A 15230-nucleotide genomic window follows, 5' to 3' on the forward strand; every position below is an offset into this window, starting at 1 on the left:
GTGACGACGGCGACCTCAGCGCTCCGGCGGCTCGGCCCGGGGCGCCGGCTCGACGGTGGGCACCCGCGCGCGCAGCACCCCGGCGGACTCGATGGCGAGGGAGCCGAGGACCGCGAGCACCAGCACGACGAAGAACGTGCCCCGGTCGTAGAAGTCGGCGCCGCGCACCGCCAGCAGCAGCCCGAAGAGCACCAGCATCTTCACCAGCCACCCGCCCACGCCGGCCGCGCTGGCGATCGGCAGCGGCTTGTCCGCGGTGACCATCATCGTGACCACGGTGCCGAGCATGAACAGCGTGGCGATCCCGGCCGCCATCAGCGCGCCCCACACGCCGGGCAGGCCGGCCACGAGGTACCCCACGCCGGCGCCGCCGACGGCGAGGACGGCGACGAGCACCGCGAGGCGGCGCAGCATCACCTGGTACATGTTCCGGGTGGCCCGGGAGGTCTCGGTCACCGTGCTCCGCTCCGCCGCCGCAGGCCGGGCAGCTGGTTGTAGGTGATGACGGCCGCGACGACGACGGCCGCGAGGGTGCCCAGGGCCACCGGGAGGGGGTCGAGGTAGGCCAGGGCGACCGCGGCGAAGGCGATGACGGTCGTCCAGAGGTACATGATCAGCACCGCCCGGCGGTGGCTGTGCCCGGCGTCCAGCAGCCGGTGGTGCAGGTGCATCCGGTCCGGGTGGAACGGGGAGTGGCCGGCCCGGACCCGGCGCAGCACCGCCAGGGTCATGTCCAGCAGCGGCAGCAGCAGGACGGCCACCGGCAGCAGGATCGGCACGTAGGCGGGCAGCGCCTGGCTGGTGGAGACGGTGGCCGGGTCGATGCGCCCGGTGACGACGATGGCCGCGCCGGCCACGGTCAGCCCGAGGAGCATGGCGCCGGAGTCGCCCATGAAGATCCGGGCGGGGTGGAAGTTGTGCGGGAGGAACCCCACGCACACCCCCACCACGGCGGCGATGAGCGCGGTGGCGAGGTTGGCGTAGTTGCCCGGCGACGCCTCCCGGGTGAGCAGGTAGGTGTAGAGGAAGAACGCCCCGCCGCCGATCGCGATCATCCCCGCGGCCAGCCCGTCCAGCCCGTCGACGAAGTTCACCGCGTTGATCGCGACGACGACGACGACCACCGTGGCCACCAGGGAGAGCCGGGCCGAGCCGATGGTCAGGCCGAAGACCGGGAAGGTGATGAGCTGGACGCCCTGCCAGGCGAGGAAGCCGGCGGCGAGGACCTGGCCGGCGAGCTTGGCCATCCAGTCCAGGTCCCAGATGTCGTCGGCGACGCCGAGCAGGCACACCAGGGCGGCCCCGCCGAGGATGGCCCAGGCCATCGAGGTGTCGTGGAACTCGGCGTGCAGGAACGGCACCCGGGAGGCGACGAGCATGGCGACGGCGAGGCCGGCGAGCATGGCGACCCCGCCGAGCCGGGGGGTCGGCTGGGTGTGCACGTCCCGGGCGCGCACCGGGGTGACGGCCCGGGTGAGCACCGCGAGGCGGCGCACGGCGGGGGTGATGAGGAAGGTGACCGCGGCGGCCGTGAGCAGGACGATGAGGTAGACCCTCACGGCGGGCCGGCTCCGGCCGCGCCGTCGGTCACGGGCTCGTCGGCGCCGGGCTCGCCGGCGGCCGGCTCGGCGAGCTCGGGCGCCACGGCCGCCAGCTGGGCCCGGCTGAGCGCGCCCTCGCGCAGGACCACCAGCCGCTCCCCGGTGGCGTCGACGATGGTGGAGGCGGTCCCGCCGCCGGCGCGGCCGGCGTCGAGGTAGACCGCCACCGCGTCCCCGAAGTACGCCTCCGCCTCGGCGACGGTGCGGGCCGCCGGGCGGCCGGTGAGGTTGGCGCTGGTGACGGCGAGCGGGCCGGTGCGGCGCAGCAGCGCCAGCGCGGTGGGGTCGTCCGGCATGCGCAGCGCGACCGTGCCGTCGGTGTCCCCCAGGTCCCACGCGAGGGAGGGCTGGGCGAGGCAGACGACGGTCAGCGGCCCGGGCCAGAACGCGTCGACCAGGTCCCGGACCACGGCGGGCACCTCGGTCGCCAGGCCGTCCAGCGTGCCGGGGCTGGCGACGAGCACCGGCGGGGGCATCTGCCGGCCGCGGCCCTTGGCGGCGAGGAGGGCGGCGACGGCGCGGGCGTCGAAGGCGTCGGCACCGATGCCGTAGACGGTGTCGGTGGGCAGGACGACCAGGGCGCCGCGGCCGAGGGCGTGGACCGCCTCGTCGAGGCCGGCGCTGCGCTGGTCGGGGTCGCGGCAGTCGAACACGCTCACCGGTCGAGTCTCGCACGGTCGCTCGGCGGCCCGTGACATCCTGCACCGGTGCCGCCCGTCCCGCCCGCCGACCGGCCCCACCGCCGGCGAGCGCCCGCCGGGCCGGGGGCACCGCCGCAGCCGCGGCCGCCCGACCGGCGGTCGCCCGACCGGCGCGCGCGATGGTGGTGGCTGCTCGCGGCGGCGCTGGCGGCCCAGCTGCTGGTGCTCTACGCCCCGCAGCTGCCCGGGGGCGGCCCCGCGGCCCTCCCGGGCGCGGACAAGGTGGGCCACGCGGCGGTGTTCGCCCTCGTGACGGTCGCGGGCCTGCGCGCCGGGGTGCGGCCGTGGCTGGTCGTCGCCTACGGGCTCGCCCAGGCCGGCGTCAGCGAGACGCTCCAGCACCTGCTCCTGCCCGGCCGCACCGGCGACCCGGCGGACGTGCTCGCGGACCTCGCCGGCGTCGGGCTCGGCCTGGTCCTGGCCCGGGCAGCAGGCCGGCGCAGCTCTGGGGCACCGCCGGGCTGAGGCGACGACCGGCGCGCGTGCGCACCCGCAGCGCGGCGGCGGCCCGCGCGGCTCCGCGACCCGCCTGGCTACTGCCCGGACGGGTCCGGCTGGACCGCGACGACGTACCGCTCCCGGCCGGCGAGGTCGCGCCCGGTCCGCACCTGGGTCAGGCCGTGCGCGCCGACGACCTCCCGGACCGCACCGGCCTGCACCTCGGCGTGCTCCATCACCAGCACGCCGCCGGGCCGCAGCAGCCGGGCGGCGCGGGCGACCACCGCCCGCGGCACGTCCAGCCCGTCGTCCCCGCCGCCGTAGAGCGCCAGCTCGGGTTCGTGCTCGCGCACCTCGACCTCGCGGGGGACGGCGTCCGGCGGCACGTACGGCGGGTTCGCGACGACGACGTCGACGGCGCCGTCCAGGCTGGGCAGGGCGGTCGCCGCGTCGCCGTGGTGCAGGTGGACCTGCGGGGCGTGCGCGGCGACGTTGCGGCCGGCGAGCGCGATCGCCGCCGGCGAGATCTCGACGGCGTGCACCACCGCGCCGGGCACCTCGGTGGCCACGGCCAGGGCGATCGCGGCCGACCCGGTGCACAGGTCCACCACCACCGGCGGGCGGCCGGCGGCGGCCACCGCCCGGGCCGCGTCGATCGCCGCCTGCGCGACGACCTCGGTCTCCGGGCGCACCACGAACGCGCCCGGGCCGGCGGCGAGGAGGAGGTGCCGGAAGGCCATCTGCCCGGTGAGGTGCTGGAGGGGCTCGCGCCGTCGCCGTCGCTCGACGAGCGCGGCGAAGGCGGCGAACCGTTCACCGCCCTCGACGGCGGGACCGGCGTCGGCACGACCCGTGTCGGCCGGACCGGCGTCGGTGAAGGTGGCACCCGGCGGCAGGAGGTAGAGCGGCCGGCCCAGCACGTGCTCGGCCAGGGCGCGGGCGTCGACCTGGGGGGACGGCACGCCCGCCGCGGCGAGGAGCTCGGCGGCGGCGGCGACGGCTCGCCGGACCGTGGGCGGCCCGTCTTCGGCCGAGCGAGGCGCGGCGAGGTCGTCCGCGGCCAGGTCGGCCGCGGCGAGGTCGGACCCGGCGGGGCCGGCCGCGGCGGGACCGGCCGCGGCGGGGTCAGCCACGGTGGCCGGCACCGGCCAGCCGCTCGGCCTCGTCCATCTCGACGGCCGAGGCGATGACCGGGCCGAGGTCGCCGTCGAGGACCTGGTCGAGGTTGTAGGCCTTGTACCCGGTGCGGTGGTCGGCGATGCGGTTCTCCGGGAAGTTGTAGGTGCGGATCCGCTCGGACCGGTCCACCGTGCGCACCTGCGAGCGGCGCTGCTCCGAGGCCGCGGCCGCGGCCTCCTCCTGCCGGGCGGCGAGCAGCCGGGCCCGCAGCACCCGCATCGCTGCCTCGCGGTTCTGCAGCTGGGACTTCTCGTTCTGCATTGACACCACGGTGCCGCTGGGCAGGTGGGTGATCCGCACCGCGGAGTCGGTGGTGTTCACCGACTGCCCGCCCGGGCCGGAGGACCGGTAGACGTCGATGCGCAGGTCGGCCGGGTCGATCTCGACCTCGCCCGGGTCCTCGACCTCCGGCAGGACGAGCACGCCGGCGGCGGAGGTGTGGATCCGGCCCTGGGACTCGGTGACCGGGACGCGCTGGACCCGGTGGACCCCGCCCTCGTACTTCAGGTGGGCCCACACGCCGTCGGCCGGGTCCCCGTGCGGGCCGCGGGACTTCACCGCCACGGCGACGTCCTTGTACCCGCCCAGGTCGGACTCGGTGGCGCTCAGCACCTGGGTGGCCCAGCCCTGCCGCTCGGCGTAGCGCAGGTACATCCGCAGCAGGTCCCCGGCGAACAGGGCCGACTCCGCGCCGCCCTCGCCGGCCTTGATCTCGACGATGACGTCCCGGGCGTCGTCGGGGTCGGTGGGCAGCAGCACGTGGCGCAGGTGCTCGGCGGCGGCGTCGGCGGCGGCCTGCAGCGCGGGGACCTCGGCGGCGAAGGCGGGCTCGGCGACGGCGAGCTCGCGGCCGGCGGTCAGGTCGCCGTCGGCGGCCCGCCAGGCCTGGTACGCCTCGACGACGCGCCGCAGCTCGGCGTACCGGCGCCCCAGCGTCCGGGCCCGGCCGGCGTCGGCGTGCACGGCCGGGTCGGCCAGGGCGCGCTCGAGCTCGGCGTGCTCGGCGAGCAGCGGCTCGACCTGCGCGAAGTCCTCGCTCATCTGTCCTTGGTGCCCGGGCGGCCCGGGCGGTCGGTTGTGGAAGAACTGTGGGGGCGCCGTCGGGAGGGCGACGGCGGTGCCTCGCTGGGAAGGCGGCGGCGGTGCGCCGCCGGGGACGACGGCGCCGCGCCGTCGGTGGGCGGCGGCGGGGAATGACGACGGCGCCGGCGGGAGCCGCGGGGATCCGCGGCGTCACCGCCGGCGCCGGGCCGAGTGTCGCTACTTCTTCTTGCCGTACCGGGCCTCGAACCGGGCCACGCGGCCGCCGGTGTCGAGGATCTTCTGCTTGCCGGTGTAGAAGGGGTGGCACGCGCTGCACACGTCCGCGTTGATCCGGCCGCTGGTGGCGGTCGAGCGGGTGGTGAAGGTGTTGCCGCAGGTGCACGTCACGGTGGTGGTGACGTACTCGGGGTGGATCCCCTGCTTCATGATGCTCCCTAGGTTCGGTGGTGCTCCCGGGTCGCCCGCCGCGGGGCGGACGTGAACCGGAGGCCGACGAGACATTGTGCCAGAGGGCTGGCCGGTGGGTGTAACGCGCCGGGCGGGCCCGGCATTCCGGGCCCGGCGGCACGGTCACCGGGCCGGGCGCCGGTCGGTGCCGGGCCCGGCAACGCGATCACCGGGGCCGGCGTGCCGGTCAGCGGATGGCCAGCTCGGGCTCCGCGGACGGGGTCGGCGTCGTCTTCTGCACGGTCATCAGGAACTCGGCGTTGGAGCCGGTCTCCCGCAGCTTGCCGAGCAGGAGGTCGATGGCCTGCTGGATGTCCAGCGCGCCCATGACCCGGCGGAGCTTCCAGACGATCTTCAGCTCCTCGGGGCTCATCAGGAGCTCCTCGCGGCGGGTGCCGGAGGCGTTGACGTCCACGGCGGGGAAGACGCGCTTGTCGGCCAGCTGGCGGGACAGCCGCAGCTCCATGTTCCCGGTGCCCTTGAACTCCTCGAAGATGACCTCGTCCATCTTCGAGCCGGTCTCCACCAGCGCCGAGGCGAGGATGGTGAGCGAGCCGCCGTTCTCGATGTTGCGGGCCGCGCCGAAGAACCGCTTCGGCGGGTACAGCGCCGAGGCGTCCACACCGCCGGAGAGGATCCGGCCGGAGGCCGGGGCGGCGAGGTTGTAGGCCCGGGACAGGCGGGTCAGGGAGTCCAGCAGCACGACGACGTCCTGGCCCAGCTCGACCAGCCGCTTGGCCCGCTCGATCGCCAGCTCGGCGACCATGGTGTGGTCCGAGGCAGGCCGGTCGAAGGTGGAGGCGATGACCTCGCCCTTGACCATCCGCTCCATGTCGGTGACCTCCTCGGGCCGCTCGTCGACGAGCACGACCATGAGGTGGACCTGCGGGCTGTTGACGGCGATGGCGTTGGCGATCTGCTGCATGATGATCGTCTTGCCGGCCTTGGGCGGGGCCACGATGAGCCCGCGCTGGCCCTTGCCGATCGGGGCCACCAGGTCGATCACCCGCGGGGTGAGGGCCTTGGGGGTGGTCTCCAGGCGGAGCTGCTCCTGCGGGTACAGCGGGGTCAGCTTGGTGAAGTCCGGGCGCTGCCGGGCCTTCTCCACGCTCATCCCGTTGACGGAGTCCAGCCGCACGAGGGCGTTGAACTTCTGGCGCTTGTTCTCGCTCTCACCCTCCCCCGGCTGGCGCACCGCCCCGGTGACGGCGTCGCCGCGGCGCAGGCCGAACCGCTTGACCTGGCCCAGCGTGACGTAGACGTCGTTGGGACCGGGCAGGTAGCCGGAGGTGCGGACGAAGGCGTAGTTGTCCAGCACGTCCAGGATGCCGGCGACGGGGACCAGGACGTCGTCCTCGGCGACCTCGACCTCCTCGTACCCGGCGAAGTCGTGCTGGTTGCCGCGCCCGCCGCGGCGCTTGCGGTCCCGGCCGCGGTCACGGTTGCGGCGCCGGCCGCCGTCGTGCCCGCCCTGGCCGTCCCGGCGCTCCTCGTGCCGGCGGGCGGCGACCTCGCCGAGGGCGTCGAGGGCGCGCCGGGCGCGCTCCTCCTCGGTCTCGGTGCGCTGGCCGCCGCGGGACTGCTCGCGCAGGTCGCGCTTGAGGGCTTCCTTCGGGTCGCCGCCGCCGCGGGTGGCCGGGGCCGCGGTCACCGCGGGGCCGGCCTGGGCGGGGGCGTCGTCGGGGCGGGCCGACGGCGCCGCTCCGGCCGGGGCGGCCGTGGCCGTCCCGGCGGGCACCGAGGTGGCCGCGTCGGTGGCCGGCGTGGTGCCGGCGGGCGGCGTGGTGGCGGCGCCCCCGGGGGCGGTGGCCCGGCGGGAGGCGCGGCGCGACCGCTGCCCGGTGGGCTGGCCGTCGCCGGCGGCGCGCGGGGCGCCGTCGGCGGGCTGGCCGTCAGCGGCGGCGCGCGGAGCGCCGTCGGCGGGCTGACCGGTACCAGCGGCACGCGGGGCGCCGTCGGTGGGCTGGCCGTTACCAGCGGCACGCGGGGCGCCGTCGGTGGCGGCCCGCTCGCTGCGGGAGCGGTCGGCGGTGGTCGTGGGACCAGTGGTGGTGGGGCCGTCGGGCCCGGTGGCGCCGTCGGCCGCGTCGCTGCGGCTCGGCCCGGCCGTCGTGGTGCGGGCCGCGCCGGCGGCCGGGCGGCCGCCCTGCGCCTCGCGGATGGCGGCGAGCAGGTCGCTCTTGCGCATCCGGGTGGTGCCCTTCAGGCCCATCTGGGCCGCCACGGCCTGCAGCTCGGGCAGGCGCATGGTGGTCAGCGAACCCCCACGCGTGGAGGTGTCGACTGTTTCGGTCACGAGGTTCCTTCCCTCGGCAGACCGTCCATCGTGGACGGATATGGGATGCCAGCTGACCTGGCGATGGGGCGCCGCACGATCGAGCGGCACGCCTGGAGGCGCGCTGCGATCGGGGCTGTGCTCAGCCGCTGCGGACGACATCAGGAGATGCACCAGGACGCGGTGACGCACCCGTGGCGCGGAAGACCTCCGCAGGGAGCCGGTGCACGACAAACTCTACCAGTGGTGATGCGGGAGCGCGCCGGCCGGTCCGGCGTGTCCTGCGCCACGTGGGCTGCCCGGGCAATGCCAGGTGGACTTTCCGGACAAACGCCGGGACCACGCGGGCTTTCCGGACAGCGCCGGGACCACGTGGGCTACCCGGACAGCGCCCGGACCGGGTGGACCAGGTGCTACCCGGTCGGTGCCGGGACCAGGTGGGCCCCGGTGCGGGCGACGCCGGGCCGGAGCACCCGCCACCCGCGGCGGCCGAGGCCGGCGGCGGTGGCGTCGTCGAGCCGGCCGAGGACGAGGACGCTCGGCCCGGCGCCGGAGACGACCGCCGGCCAGCCGGCCGCGCGCAGCGCCCGGACCGCCTCGGCGGTCGCCGGCATGGCGCCGGCCCGGTACCGCTCGTGCAGCCGGTCCTCGGTTGCGGCCATGAGCAGGTCGGTGCGCCCGCCCAGGGCCAGGACGAGGAGGGCCGCGCGGCCGGCGTTGAACGCGGCGTCGGCGTGGGCGACCTCGGCCGGCAGGACCGCCCGGGCCGCCGTCGTGAGCAGCCGCCCGTCCGGCACCAGGACCGTGGGCTCCAGCGCCGCGGCGAGCGGGACCGGCGCGGCGTGCGCGCCGGCCGGGTCCACCCAGGCGACCGTGGCCCCGCCCAGCAGGGCGGGGGCGGCGTTGTCCGGGTGCCCCTCGAGCGCGGTGGCCAGGGCGAGGACGACGTCGTTGGCCAGCGCCCCGGGGTCGGCGAGCAGTCCGCGGGCGGCCACCAGCCCGGCCACGACGGCGGCCGCGGAGGAGCCCATCCCCCGCCCGTGCGGGACGGCGTTGGTGCAGGTGAGCTCCAGGCCGGTCGGCGGGGCGCCCACGTGGTCCAGGGCGGCCCGCACCGCGCGGGCGACGAGGTGGTCCTCCCCGGCGGGGAGCTCCCCGGCGCCCTCCCCGCGCACCCGGACCCGGGTGGGTCCGTCGACGGCGCGCACGGTGACCTCGTCCCACACGCCCAGGGCCAGGCCCAGGGCGTCGAAGCCGGGGCCGAGGTTGGCCGAGGTGGCCGGCACCCGGACGGTGACGGCGTCGCGCGCGAGCCGCACCGGCGGGCCTACAGGCCCAGGGCCGCGACCGCGGCGCCGAGCGTGGGGGCGATGACCGCCGGCTCGACGTCGGCCTGGCCGAGCGCCGTCGCGGTGTCCTTCAGGCCGTTCCCGGTGACCGTGCAGACCACCTGGGCGCCGGCCGGGACGCGGCCGAGCTCGGCGGCCTGCAGCAGGCCGGCCACTGAGGCGGCGGAGGCGGGCTCGACGAACACGCCGACCTCGGCGGCCAGCAGCGCCTGGGCGGCGAGGATCTGGGCGTCGGTGACGGCGTCGATCCGCCCGCCCGAGTCGGTCCGGGCGGCCTCGGCCAGGTCCCAGGACGCGGGGTTGCCGATCCGGATCGCGGTGGCCACCGTCTCCGGGTGCTCCACGGCGACGCCCTTGACCAGCGGGGCCGCGCCGTCGGCCTGCACGCCCCACATGCGCGGGGTGCGGGTGGCGACGGGCGGCAGGTCGGCGCCGGTGCCGGGCAGCGAGGCGGCGGTGGTGCGGCCCGCGTACTCGTTATAACCGAGCCAGTAGGCGGATATGTTCCCGGCGTTGCCGACCGGCAGGACATGGATGTCCGGGGCGTCGCCGAGGGCGTCGACGACCTCGAACGCCGCGGTCTTCTGCCCCTGCAGCCGGTAGGGGTTGACCGAGTTGACCAGCGCGGCCGGGTAGCGGTCGGCGAGCTCGCGCACGATCCGCAGGCAGTCGTCGAAGTTGCCGTCCACCGCCACCAGGGTGGCGCCGTGCACGATGGCCTGGGCGAGCTTGCCGGCCGCGATCTTCCCGGCCGGCAGCACGACGGCGCAGCGCAGCCCGGCCCGGACGGCGTAGGCGGCCGCCGAGGCGGAGGTGTTGCCGGTGGAGGCGCACACGACCAGCTCGGTGGGGGTGGCGGCGACCTTGGACATCGCCACCGTCATCCCGCGGTCCTTGAAGGACCCGGTGGGGTTGGCGCCCTCAACCTTGAGGTGGACGTCCGCGCCGGTGCGCGCGCTCAGCGCCGGGGCGGCCACCAGCGGGGTGCCGCCCTCCCCCAGCGTCACCACCGGGTCGCCGTCGGCCACCGGGAGCCGCTCGCGGTACTCCTCGACCACCCCGCGCCACTGGTGCGCCATCACTCCCCCTCGACCGGGCGCACGGAGCGGACCTCGCGCACGCTGGGTTCTGCGGCCAGGTCCGCCACCGCCCGGGCCACCGCGGCCTCGCTGGCCGGGTGGCTGACGATGGTCAGCCGGGCGGTGCCGTCCGCCGCGGCGCCCTGCCGGGCGCTGGCGATGGAGATCCCGTGCCGGCCGTACACCCCGGCGACGGCGGCCAGCGTCCCGGGCCGGTCGGCGAGGCCGAGCTGGACCTGGGTGCGGACCAGGGTCTGCTCCGGGCTGAGCAGCGGCAGCTCGGCGTAGGTGGACTCCCGGGGGGCGTTGCCGCCGTGCACCCGGTGCGCGGCGGCGGCGACGACGTCGCCGAGGACCGCCGAGGCGGTCGGCGCCCCGCCGGCGCCCTGGCCGTAGAACATCAGCCGGCCGGCGGCGGCCGCCTCGACGACGACGGCGTTGAACGCGCCGTGCACGGCGGCGAGCGGGTGGGTCAGCGGCAGCAGGGTGGGCGCCACCCGCACCGAGATGCCGCGGGCCCCGCCGTCGGTGCCGCGGCGGGCGACGGCGAGGAGCTTCAGGGCGTACCCGGCGGCGCGGGCGTCGGCGATGTCCTCGGCGGTGACGGCGCGGATGCCCTCCACCGGGACGTCGTCGATGCTCACCCGGGTGTGGAAGGCGAGCGAAGCGAGGATCGCGGCCTTGGCGGCGGCGTCGTGGCCGTCGACGTCGGCGGTGGGGTCGGCCTCGGCGTAGCCGAGCTCCTGCGCCCGGGCGAGGGCCTCCTCGAAGCCGACCCCGCGGGTGGCCATCTCGTCCAGGATGAAGTTGGTGGTGCCGTTGACGATGCCGAGCACGGTGGTGACGTTGTCCCCGGCCATCGACTCGCGCAGGGCGTAGACCACCGGGACCGCGCCGGCGACGGCGGCCTCGTAGTACAGGTCGGTGCCCGCGGCGGCGGCCGCGCCGTGCAGCTCGGCGGCGTGCGCGGCGAGCAGGGCCTTGTTGCCGGTGACCACGCTGGCGCCGCCGGCCAGGGCGGCCAGGGCCAGGGTGCGGGCAGGCTCGATGCCGCCGATGAGCTCGACGACGACGTCCGCGCGGCGCACCAGCGTGGCGGCGTCGGTGGTGAGCAGCTCGGTGGGGACCCACGGCGGACGCGGCGCGGCGGCGTCCCGCACTGCGACGCCGACGAGCTGGAGCGGGCCGCCGGCGCGGGCGGCGAGGTCGGTGCCGTGCTCGCGCAGCAGTCGGACCACCTGGGCGCCGACCGTGCCGCAGCCGAGCACCGCCACCCGCACCGCGGGCGGCCCGCCGGCGGGCTGGGCGGTGGGGTGCGCCGCGGTCGACTCGCCCGGGCCGGTCGCCGTCGCGACGTCTGCCAGGTCGGTCGCCGTCGCGACGTCTGCCGGGTCCGCCGCCGTCGTGACGCCACCGCCCGACACGTTCGCCGCCGTCGCGACGCCTGCCAGGTCCGCCGCCGTCGCGACGCTCCCGCCCGACCCGTTCCCCGCGCTCGCTGCGCTCACCGCGCTCCTCTCCTCCAGGTCCCCATGGTCTGTCGGCAGGATAGGGGCCGGGCGGGGCTGGCCGGTCCGGCGTTCCATGCCCGGCGGCTCAGCTCCACGACCCCGCGCCGCCCGGGCCCGCTCAGCCTCACCCCAGGTCGAGGGCCAGCAGGTCCTCCACGGTCTCCCGGCGCACCAGCACCCGCACCCTCCCGTCGCGCACCGCGAGCACCGGCGGGCGGGGCATCGCGTTGTAGTTGCTCGCCATGGACCGGCCGTAGGCGCCGGTGGCCGGGACGGCGAGCAGGTCGCCGTCGGCCACGTCCGCCGGCAGGGCGACGTGGCGGACCACCACGTCGCCGCTCTCGCAGTGCTTGCCCACCACGCGGGCGGTGACCGGGTCGGCGGCGGAGGCCCGGCCGGCGAGGGCGGCGGTGTACTCGGCCCCGTACAGGGCGGGGCGGATGTTGTCGCTCATCCCGCCGTCGACGCTGACGTAACGGCGGGCGCCGCCGTCGTCGAGCCGGACGTCCTTGACGGTGCCGACGGTGTACAGCGTCAGCCCTGCCGGGCCGGCGACGGCGCGGCCCGGTTCCACCGAGACCCGCGGCGGCGGGGTGCCGAGGTCCGCGCAGGCCCGCCGGACGACGTCGGCGAGCGCGGTAGCGACCCGGGCTGGGGTGGGCGGGGCGGACTCGGCGCCGGTGTACCGGATGCCGTACCCGCCGCCCAGGTCCACCTCGGGCATGAGGTACCCGGTCTGCTCCGCGACCTGGGCGCGCAGGCCGAGCACGGCCCGGGCGGCGACCTCGAAGCCGGCGAGGTCGAGGATCTGGGAGCCGATGTGGGAGTGCAGCCCGACCAGCTCCAGCTCGGGCCGGGCGAGGACCGCGGCCACGGCCTCGGCCGCGGCGCCGGCGGCGAGGGACAGGCCGAACTTCTGGTCCTCGTGGGCGGTCGCGATGAACTCGTGCCCGCCGGCGTGCACGCCGGTGGTCACCCGGACCATGACCGGCGCCCGCACACCGGCCGCGGCGGCGAGGTCGGCGACGCGGCCGATCTCGGGCAGGGAGTCCACCACGACGCGACCGACGCGGTGGGTCAGCGCGGCGCGGAGCTCGGCATCGGACTTGTTGTTCCCGTGCAGGGCCAGCGCAGGGCCGGGCACCCCGGCGCGGACGGCGACGGCGAGCTCCCCGCCGGTGGCGACGTCCAGCCGCAGGCCCTCCTCGTGCACCCACCCGGCCACAGCCACGGTGAGGAACGCCTTGCCGGCGTAGTACACCTCCGCCCCGGCCAGGCCGCGGTCGGGGGCGAACGCGGCGGCGAAGGCGTCGGCGAACGTCCGGGCCCGCCCGCGCAGGTCGGCCTCGTCCACCACGTAGGCCGGGGTGCCGTGCTCGCGGGCGAGGTCGCGCAGGTCCACCCCGCCGACGGCGAGGCTGCCGTCGGCGGTGCGCCGCGCCGTCGTGGGCCACAGCCCGTCGGGGGCGCCGTCGGGCTCCGGGGCGACGGCGGCGGCCGGCTCGGGGACGACCGCGCTCGCCGCCGCGGTGGCGGTCACCGGTTCCGGGGTGACGGCGGCGCTCACCGGCTCCCGGGCGCCGTCGGGCTCGGGGACGGCCGCGCCGGTCACATCCGCTCCGGGGCGGAGACGCCCAGGACCGCCAGGCCGTTGGCGAGCACCTGGGTGGTGGCGTCGTTGAGCCACAGCCGGGCGGTGTGGCCGGCGTCGACCGGGTCGGTGCCGCGCGGGGAGATCCGGGTCTGCCCGTACCAGGTGTGGTAGGCGGCGGCAACCTGCTCGAGGTGGCGGGCCACCCGGTGCGGCTCGCGCAGCCGGGCGGCGTGCGCGACGACGCCGGGGAACCGGCCCAGGGCGCCGAGCAGGTCGGCGTCGGCGGGGTGGTCGAGGCGGGCCGGGTCGAAGCCCTCCCGGGTGACGCCGTGCTCGGCGGCGTTGCGGGAGGCGTTGCGGGTGCGGGCGTGGGCGTACTGGACGTAGTAGACCGGGTTGTCCAGGTTCTGCTCGCGCAGCTTCTCCCCGTCCAGGGTGAGCGGGGAGTCGGCCGGGTAGCGGGCGAGGGTGTAGCGCACCGGGTCCGAGCCGATCCACTGGATGAGGTCGCGCAGCTCGATGATGTTGCCGGCCCGCTTGCTCATCCGGGCGCCCGCGACCGAGACGAGCTGGCCGATGAGGACCTCGATGTTGCGGTCCGGGTCGTCCCCGGCGCAGGCGGCGAGGGCCTTGAGCCGGGCCACGTAGCCGTGGTGGTCGGCGCCGAGGAGGTAGATCTTCTCGTCGAACCCGCGGTCCTTCTTGGACAGGTAGTACGCGGCGTCGGCGGCGAGGTAGGTCGGGGTGCCGTCGGCGCGGACCAGGACCCGGTCCTTGTCGTCGCCGAAGTCGGTGGTGCGCAGCCAGAGCGCCCCGTCGGCCTCCGTCACGTGCCCCTGGGCCCGCAGCCGCTCGACGGCCTCCCCCACCGCGCCGTTCTCGTGCAGGGACCGCTCGGAGAAGTACACGTCGAAGTGGACGTTGAAGTCGGCGAGGGTCTGCTCGATCTCGGCCATCTGCAGCCGGTAGCCCAGCTCCCGGGCGACGGCGACGCCCTCCTCCCGGGGCAGGTCCAGCAGGTCCGGCCGCTCGGCGAGCACCTGCCGGGCCAGCTCGGCGACGTAGTCGCCGGCGTAGCCGCCCTCGGGGACCTCCTCCCCGGCGGCGCGGGCCAGGATCGAGGCGCCGAACTTGTCCATCTGGCCGCCGGCGTCGTTGATGTAGTACTCGGGGGTCACCTGCGCCCCGGCGGCGCGGAGCAGCCGGACGAGGGCGTCGCCCAGCGCTGCCCACCGGGTGTGCCCGATGTGCAGCGGGCCGGTCGGGTTGGCCGAGACGAACTCCAGGTTGATGACATGCCCGGCCAGGGCGTCGCCCCGGCCGTAGGCGGCGCCGGCCTCGACGATCGTGCGGGCCAGCTCCCCGGCCGCGCCGGTCTCGAGCCGGATGTTGAGGAAGCCGGGACCGGCGACGTCGACGGCGGCCACGCCGTCGGCCGCGGCCAGCCGCCCGGCGAGCACCTCGGCGAGGGCGCGGGGGGTGGTGCCGGCCCGCTTGGCCAGCTGCATGGCCACGTTGGTGGCCCAGTCGCCGTGCTCGCGCTGGCGGGGCCGCTCGACCCGGGGCTCGGGGACGTCCTCGGCGGCGAGCGTGACCTCGCCGGCGGCGACGGCGTCGAGGAGGACGGTGCGGATGAGGGCGGCGAGCTCAGCTGGGGTCACCGGGCCAGGGTAGTGGCCGGGCCCGGCGGGCCCGGGCCGCCGCAGTGACGTTCCACGGGCCGGCGGCGGTGGCCCTCGTCACCCGCGGGAGCTCCCGGGGAGGTCAACCGCCCGGCCGGCGGCTGCTAGGATCGTTCGCGGCCAACCGCCCGCCCCTTTAGCTCAGTGGATAGAGCGTCTGCCTCCGGAGCAGAAGGTCGCTGGTTCGAATCCAGTAGGGGGCACCACCCGTCAACGTCAATGACGACGCCGATCCTCGCCCAGTCAGCACCACCTCCGCAGGGCACCTCCCGCAGCGCCGACATACCCATGCACATACCCATTCGAGGCGGACCGCTGGCGTCCCGATGT

The 15230-nt window shown here is 76.8% G+C and carries 13 protein-coding genes and 1 tRNA gene; 2 read left to right on the top strand and 12 right to left on the bottom strand.

Translation table 11 applies throughout. From position 1 onward, the window contains the following. Positions 1-15: 15 nt before the first annotated feature. Genes MF406_RS13570 through MF406_RS13580 form a run of 3 tightly spaced genes read right to left on the bottom strand, consistent with a single transcriptional unit; the run spans position 16 to position 2254 of the window. A complete protein-coding gene (locus MF406_RS13570) occupies positions 16-456 on the bottom strand; it encodes a hypothetical protein (protein WP_242894725.1) in 441 nt (146 codons plus the stop codon). Beyond that, a complete protein-coding gene (locus MF406_RS13575) occupies positions 453-1559 on the bottom strand; it encodes a glycosyltransferase family 4 protein (protein ID WP_242894727.1) in 1107 nt (368 codons plus the stop codon). The genes MF406_RS13570 and MF406_RS13575 overlap by 4 nt, the downstream gene beginning before the upstream one ends. Beyond that, on the bottom strand, positions 1556-2254 hold the full coding sequence (locus tag MF406_RS13580) for an L-threonylcarbamoyladenylate synthase (RefSeq protein WP_371744666.1): 699 nt from the start codon (positions 2252-2254) through the stop codon (positions 1556-1558). Before MF406_RS13580 ends, MF406_RS13575 begins: the two co-directional genes overlap by 4 nt. A 54-nt stretch (positions 2255-2308) precedes the next feature. Between MF406_RS13580 and MF406_RS13585 the strand changes: the two genes are divergently transcribed. After that, positions 2309-2767 carry a VanZ family protein gene (locus MF406_RS13585; protein ID WP_242894731.1) on the top strand — a complete coding sequence of 153 codons (459 nt, stop codon included), beginning with the start codon at positions 2309-2311 and terminating at the stop codon, positions 2765-2767. Positions 2768-2835: 68 nt separating this feature from the next. On the opposite strand, the gene prmC is transcribed toward MF406_RS13585, so the two are convergent. The 9 genes from prmC to argS form a co-directional block, all read right to left on the bottom strand. Further along, positions 2836-3804 carry a peptide chain release factor N(5)-glutamine methyltransferase gene (gene prmC, locus MF406_RS13590; RefSeq protein WP_371744668.1) on the bottom strand — a complete coding sequence of 323 codons (969 nt, stop codon included), beginning with the start codon at positions 3802-3804 and terminating at the stop codon, positions 2836-2838. 61 nt (positions 3805-3865) lie between these two features. Then, complete coding sequence (gene prfA / locus MF406_RS13595; RefSeq protein WP_242894732.1) at positions 3866-4960, bottom strand: peptide chain release factor 1; 1095 nt, start codon at positions 4958-4960, stop codon at positions 3866-3868. Positions 4961-5179: 219 nt separating this feature from the next. Then, on the bottom strand, positions 5180-5389 hold the full coding sequence (gene rpmE / locus MF406_RS13600) for a 50S ribosomal protein L31 (RefSeq protein ID WP_242894734.1): 210 nt from the start codon (positions 5387-5389) through the stop codon (positions 5180-5182). 208 nt (positions 5390-5597) lie between these two features. After that, a complete protein-coding gene (gene rho, locus MF406_RS13605) occupies positions 5598-7706 on the bottom strand; it encodes a transcription termination factor Rho (RefSeq protein ID WP_256463895.1) in 2109 nt (702 codons plus the stop codon). Positions 7707-8098: 392 nt separating this feature from the next. Next, positions 8099-9004 (bottom strand): homoserine kinase, encoded by a 906-nt coding sequence (gene thrB, locus MF406_RS13610; RefSeq protein WP_242894742.1) that lies wholly within the window; start codon positions 9002-9004, stop codon positions 8099-8101. Between the two features lie 8 nt (positions 9005-9012). Next, a complete protein-coding gene (thrC, locus tag MF406_RS13615) occupies positions 9013-10113 on the bottom strand; it encodes a threonine synthase (RefSeq protein ID WP_242894744.1) in 1101 nt (366 codons plus the stop codon). After that, entirely contained in the window at positions 10113-11393 is a 1281-nt protein-coding gene (locus MF406_RS13620) for a homoserine dehydrogenase (RefSeq protein ID WP_242897798.1), read from the bottom strand. The genes thrC and MF406_RS13620 overlap by 1 nt, the downstream gene beginning before the upstream one ends. Positions 11394-11748: 355 nt before the next feature. Then, a complete protein-coding gene (lysA, locus tag MF406_RS13625) occupies positions 11749-13164 on the bottom strand; it encodes a diaminopimelate decarboxylase (protein WP_371744669.1) in 1416 nt (471 codons plus the stop codon). Positions 13165-13232: 68 nt separating this feature from the next. Further along, positions 13233-14879: an arginine--tRNA ligase gene (gene argS, locus MF406_RS13630; RefSeq protein WP_242894746.1), complete on the bottom strand. Its 1647-nt coding sequence runs from the start codon at positions 14877-14879 to the stop codon at positions 13233-13235. A 151-nt stretch (positions 14880-15030) separates the two neighbouring features. Here argS and MF406_RS13635 point away from each other — a divergent pair. Further along, positions 15031-15106 (top strand) — tRNA-Arg (locus tag MF406_RS13635). Positions 15107-15230 lie beyond the last annotated feature (124 nt).

Origin of the sequence: Georgenia sp. TF02-10, assembly GCF_022759505.1 — a bacterium.
Lineage (GTDB): Bacteria > Actinomycetota > Actinomycetes > Actinomycetales > Actinomycetaceae > TF02-10.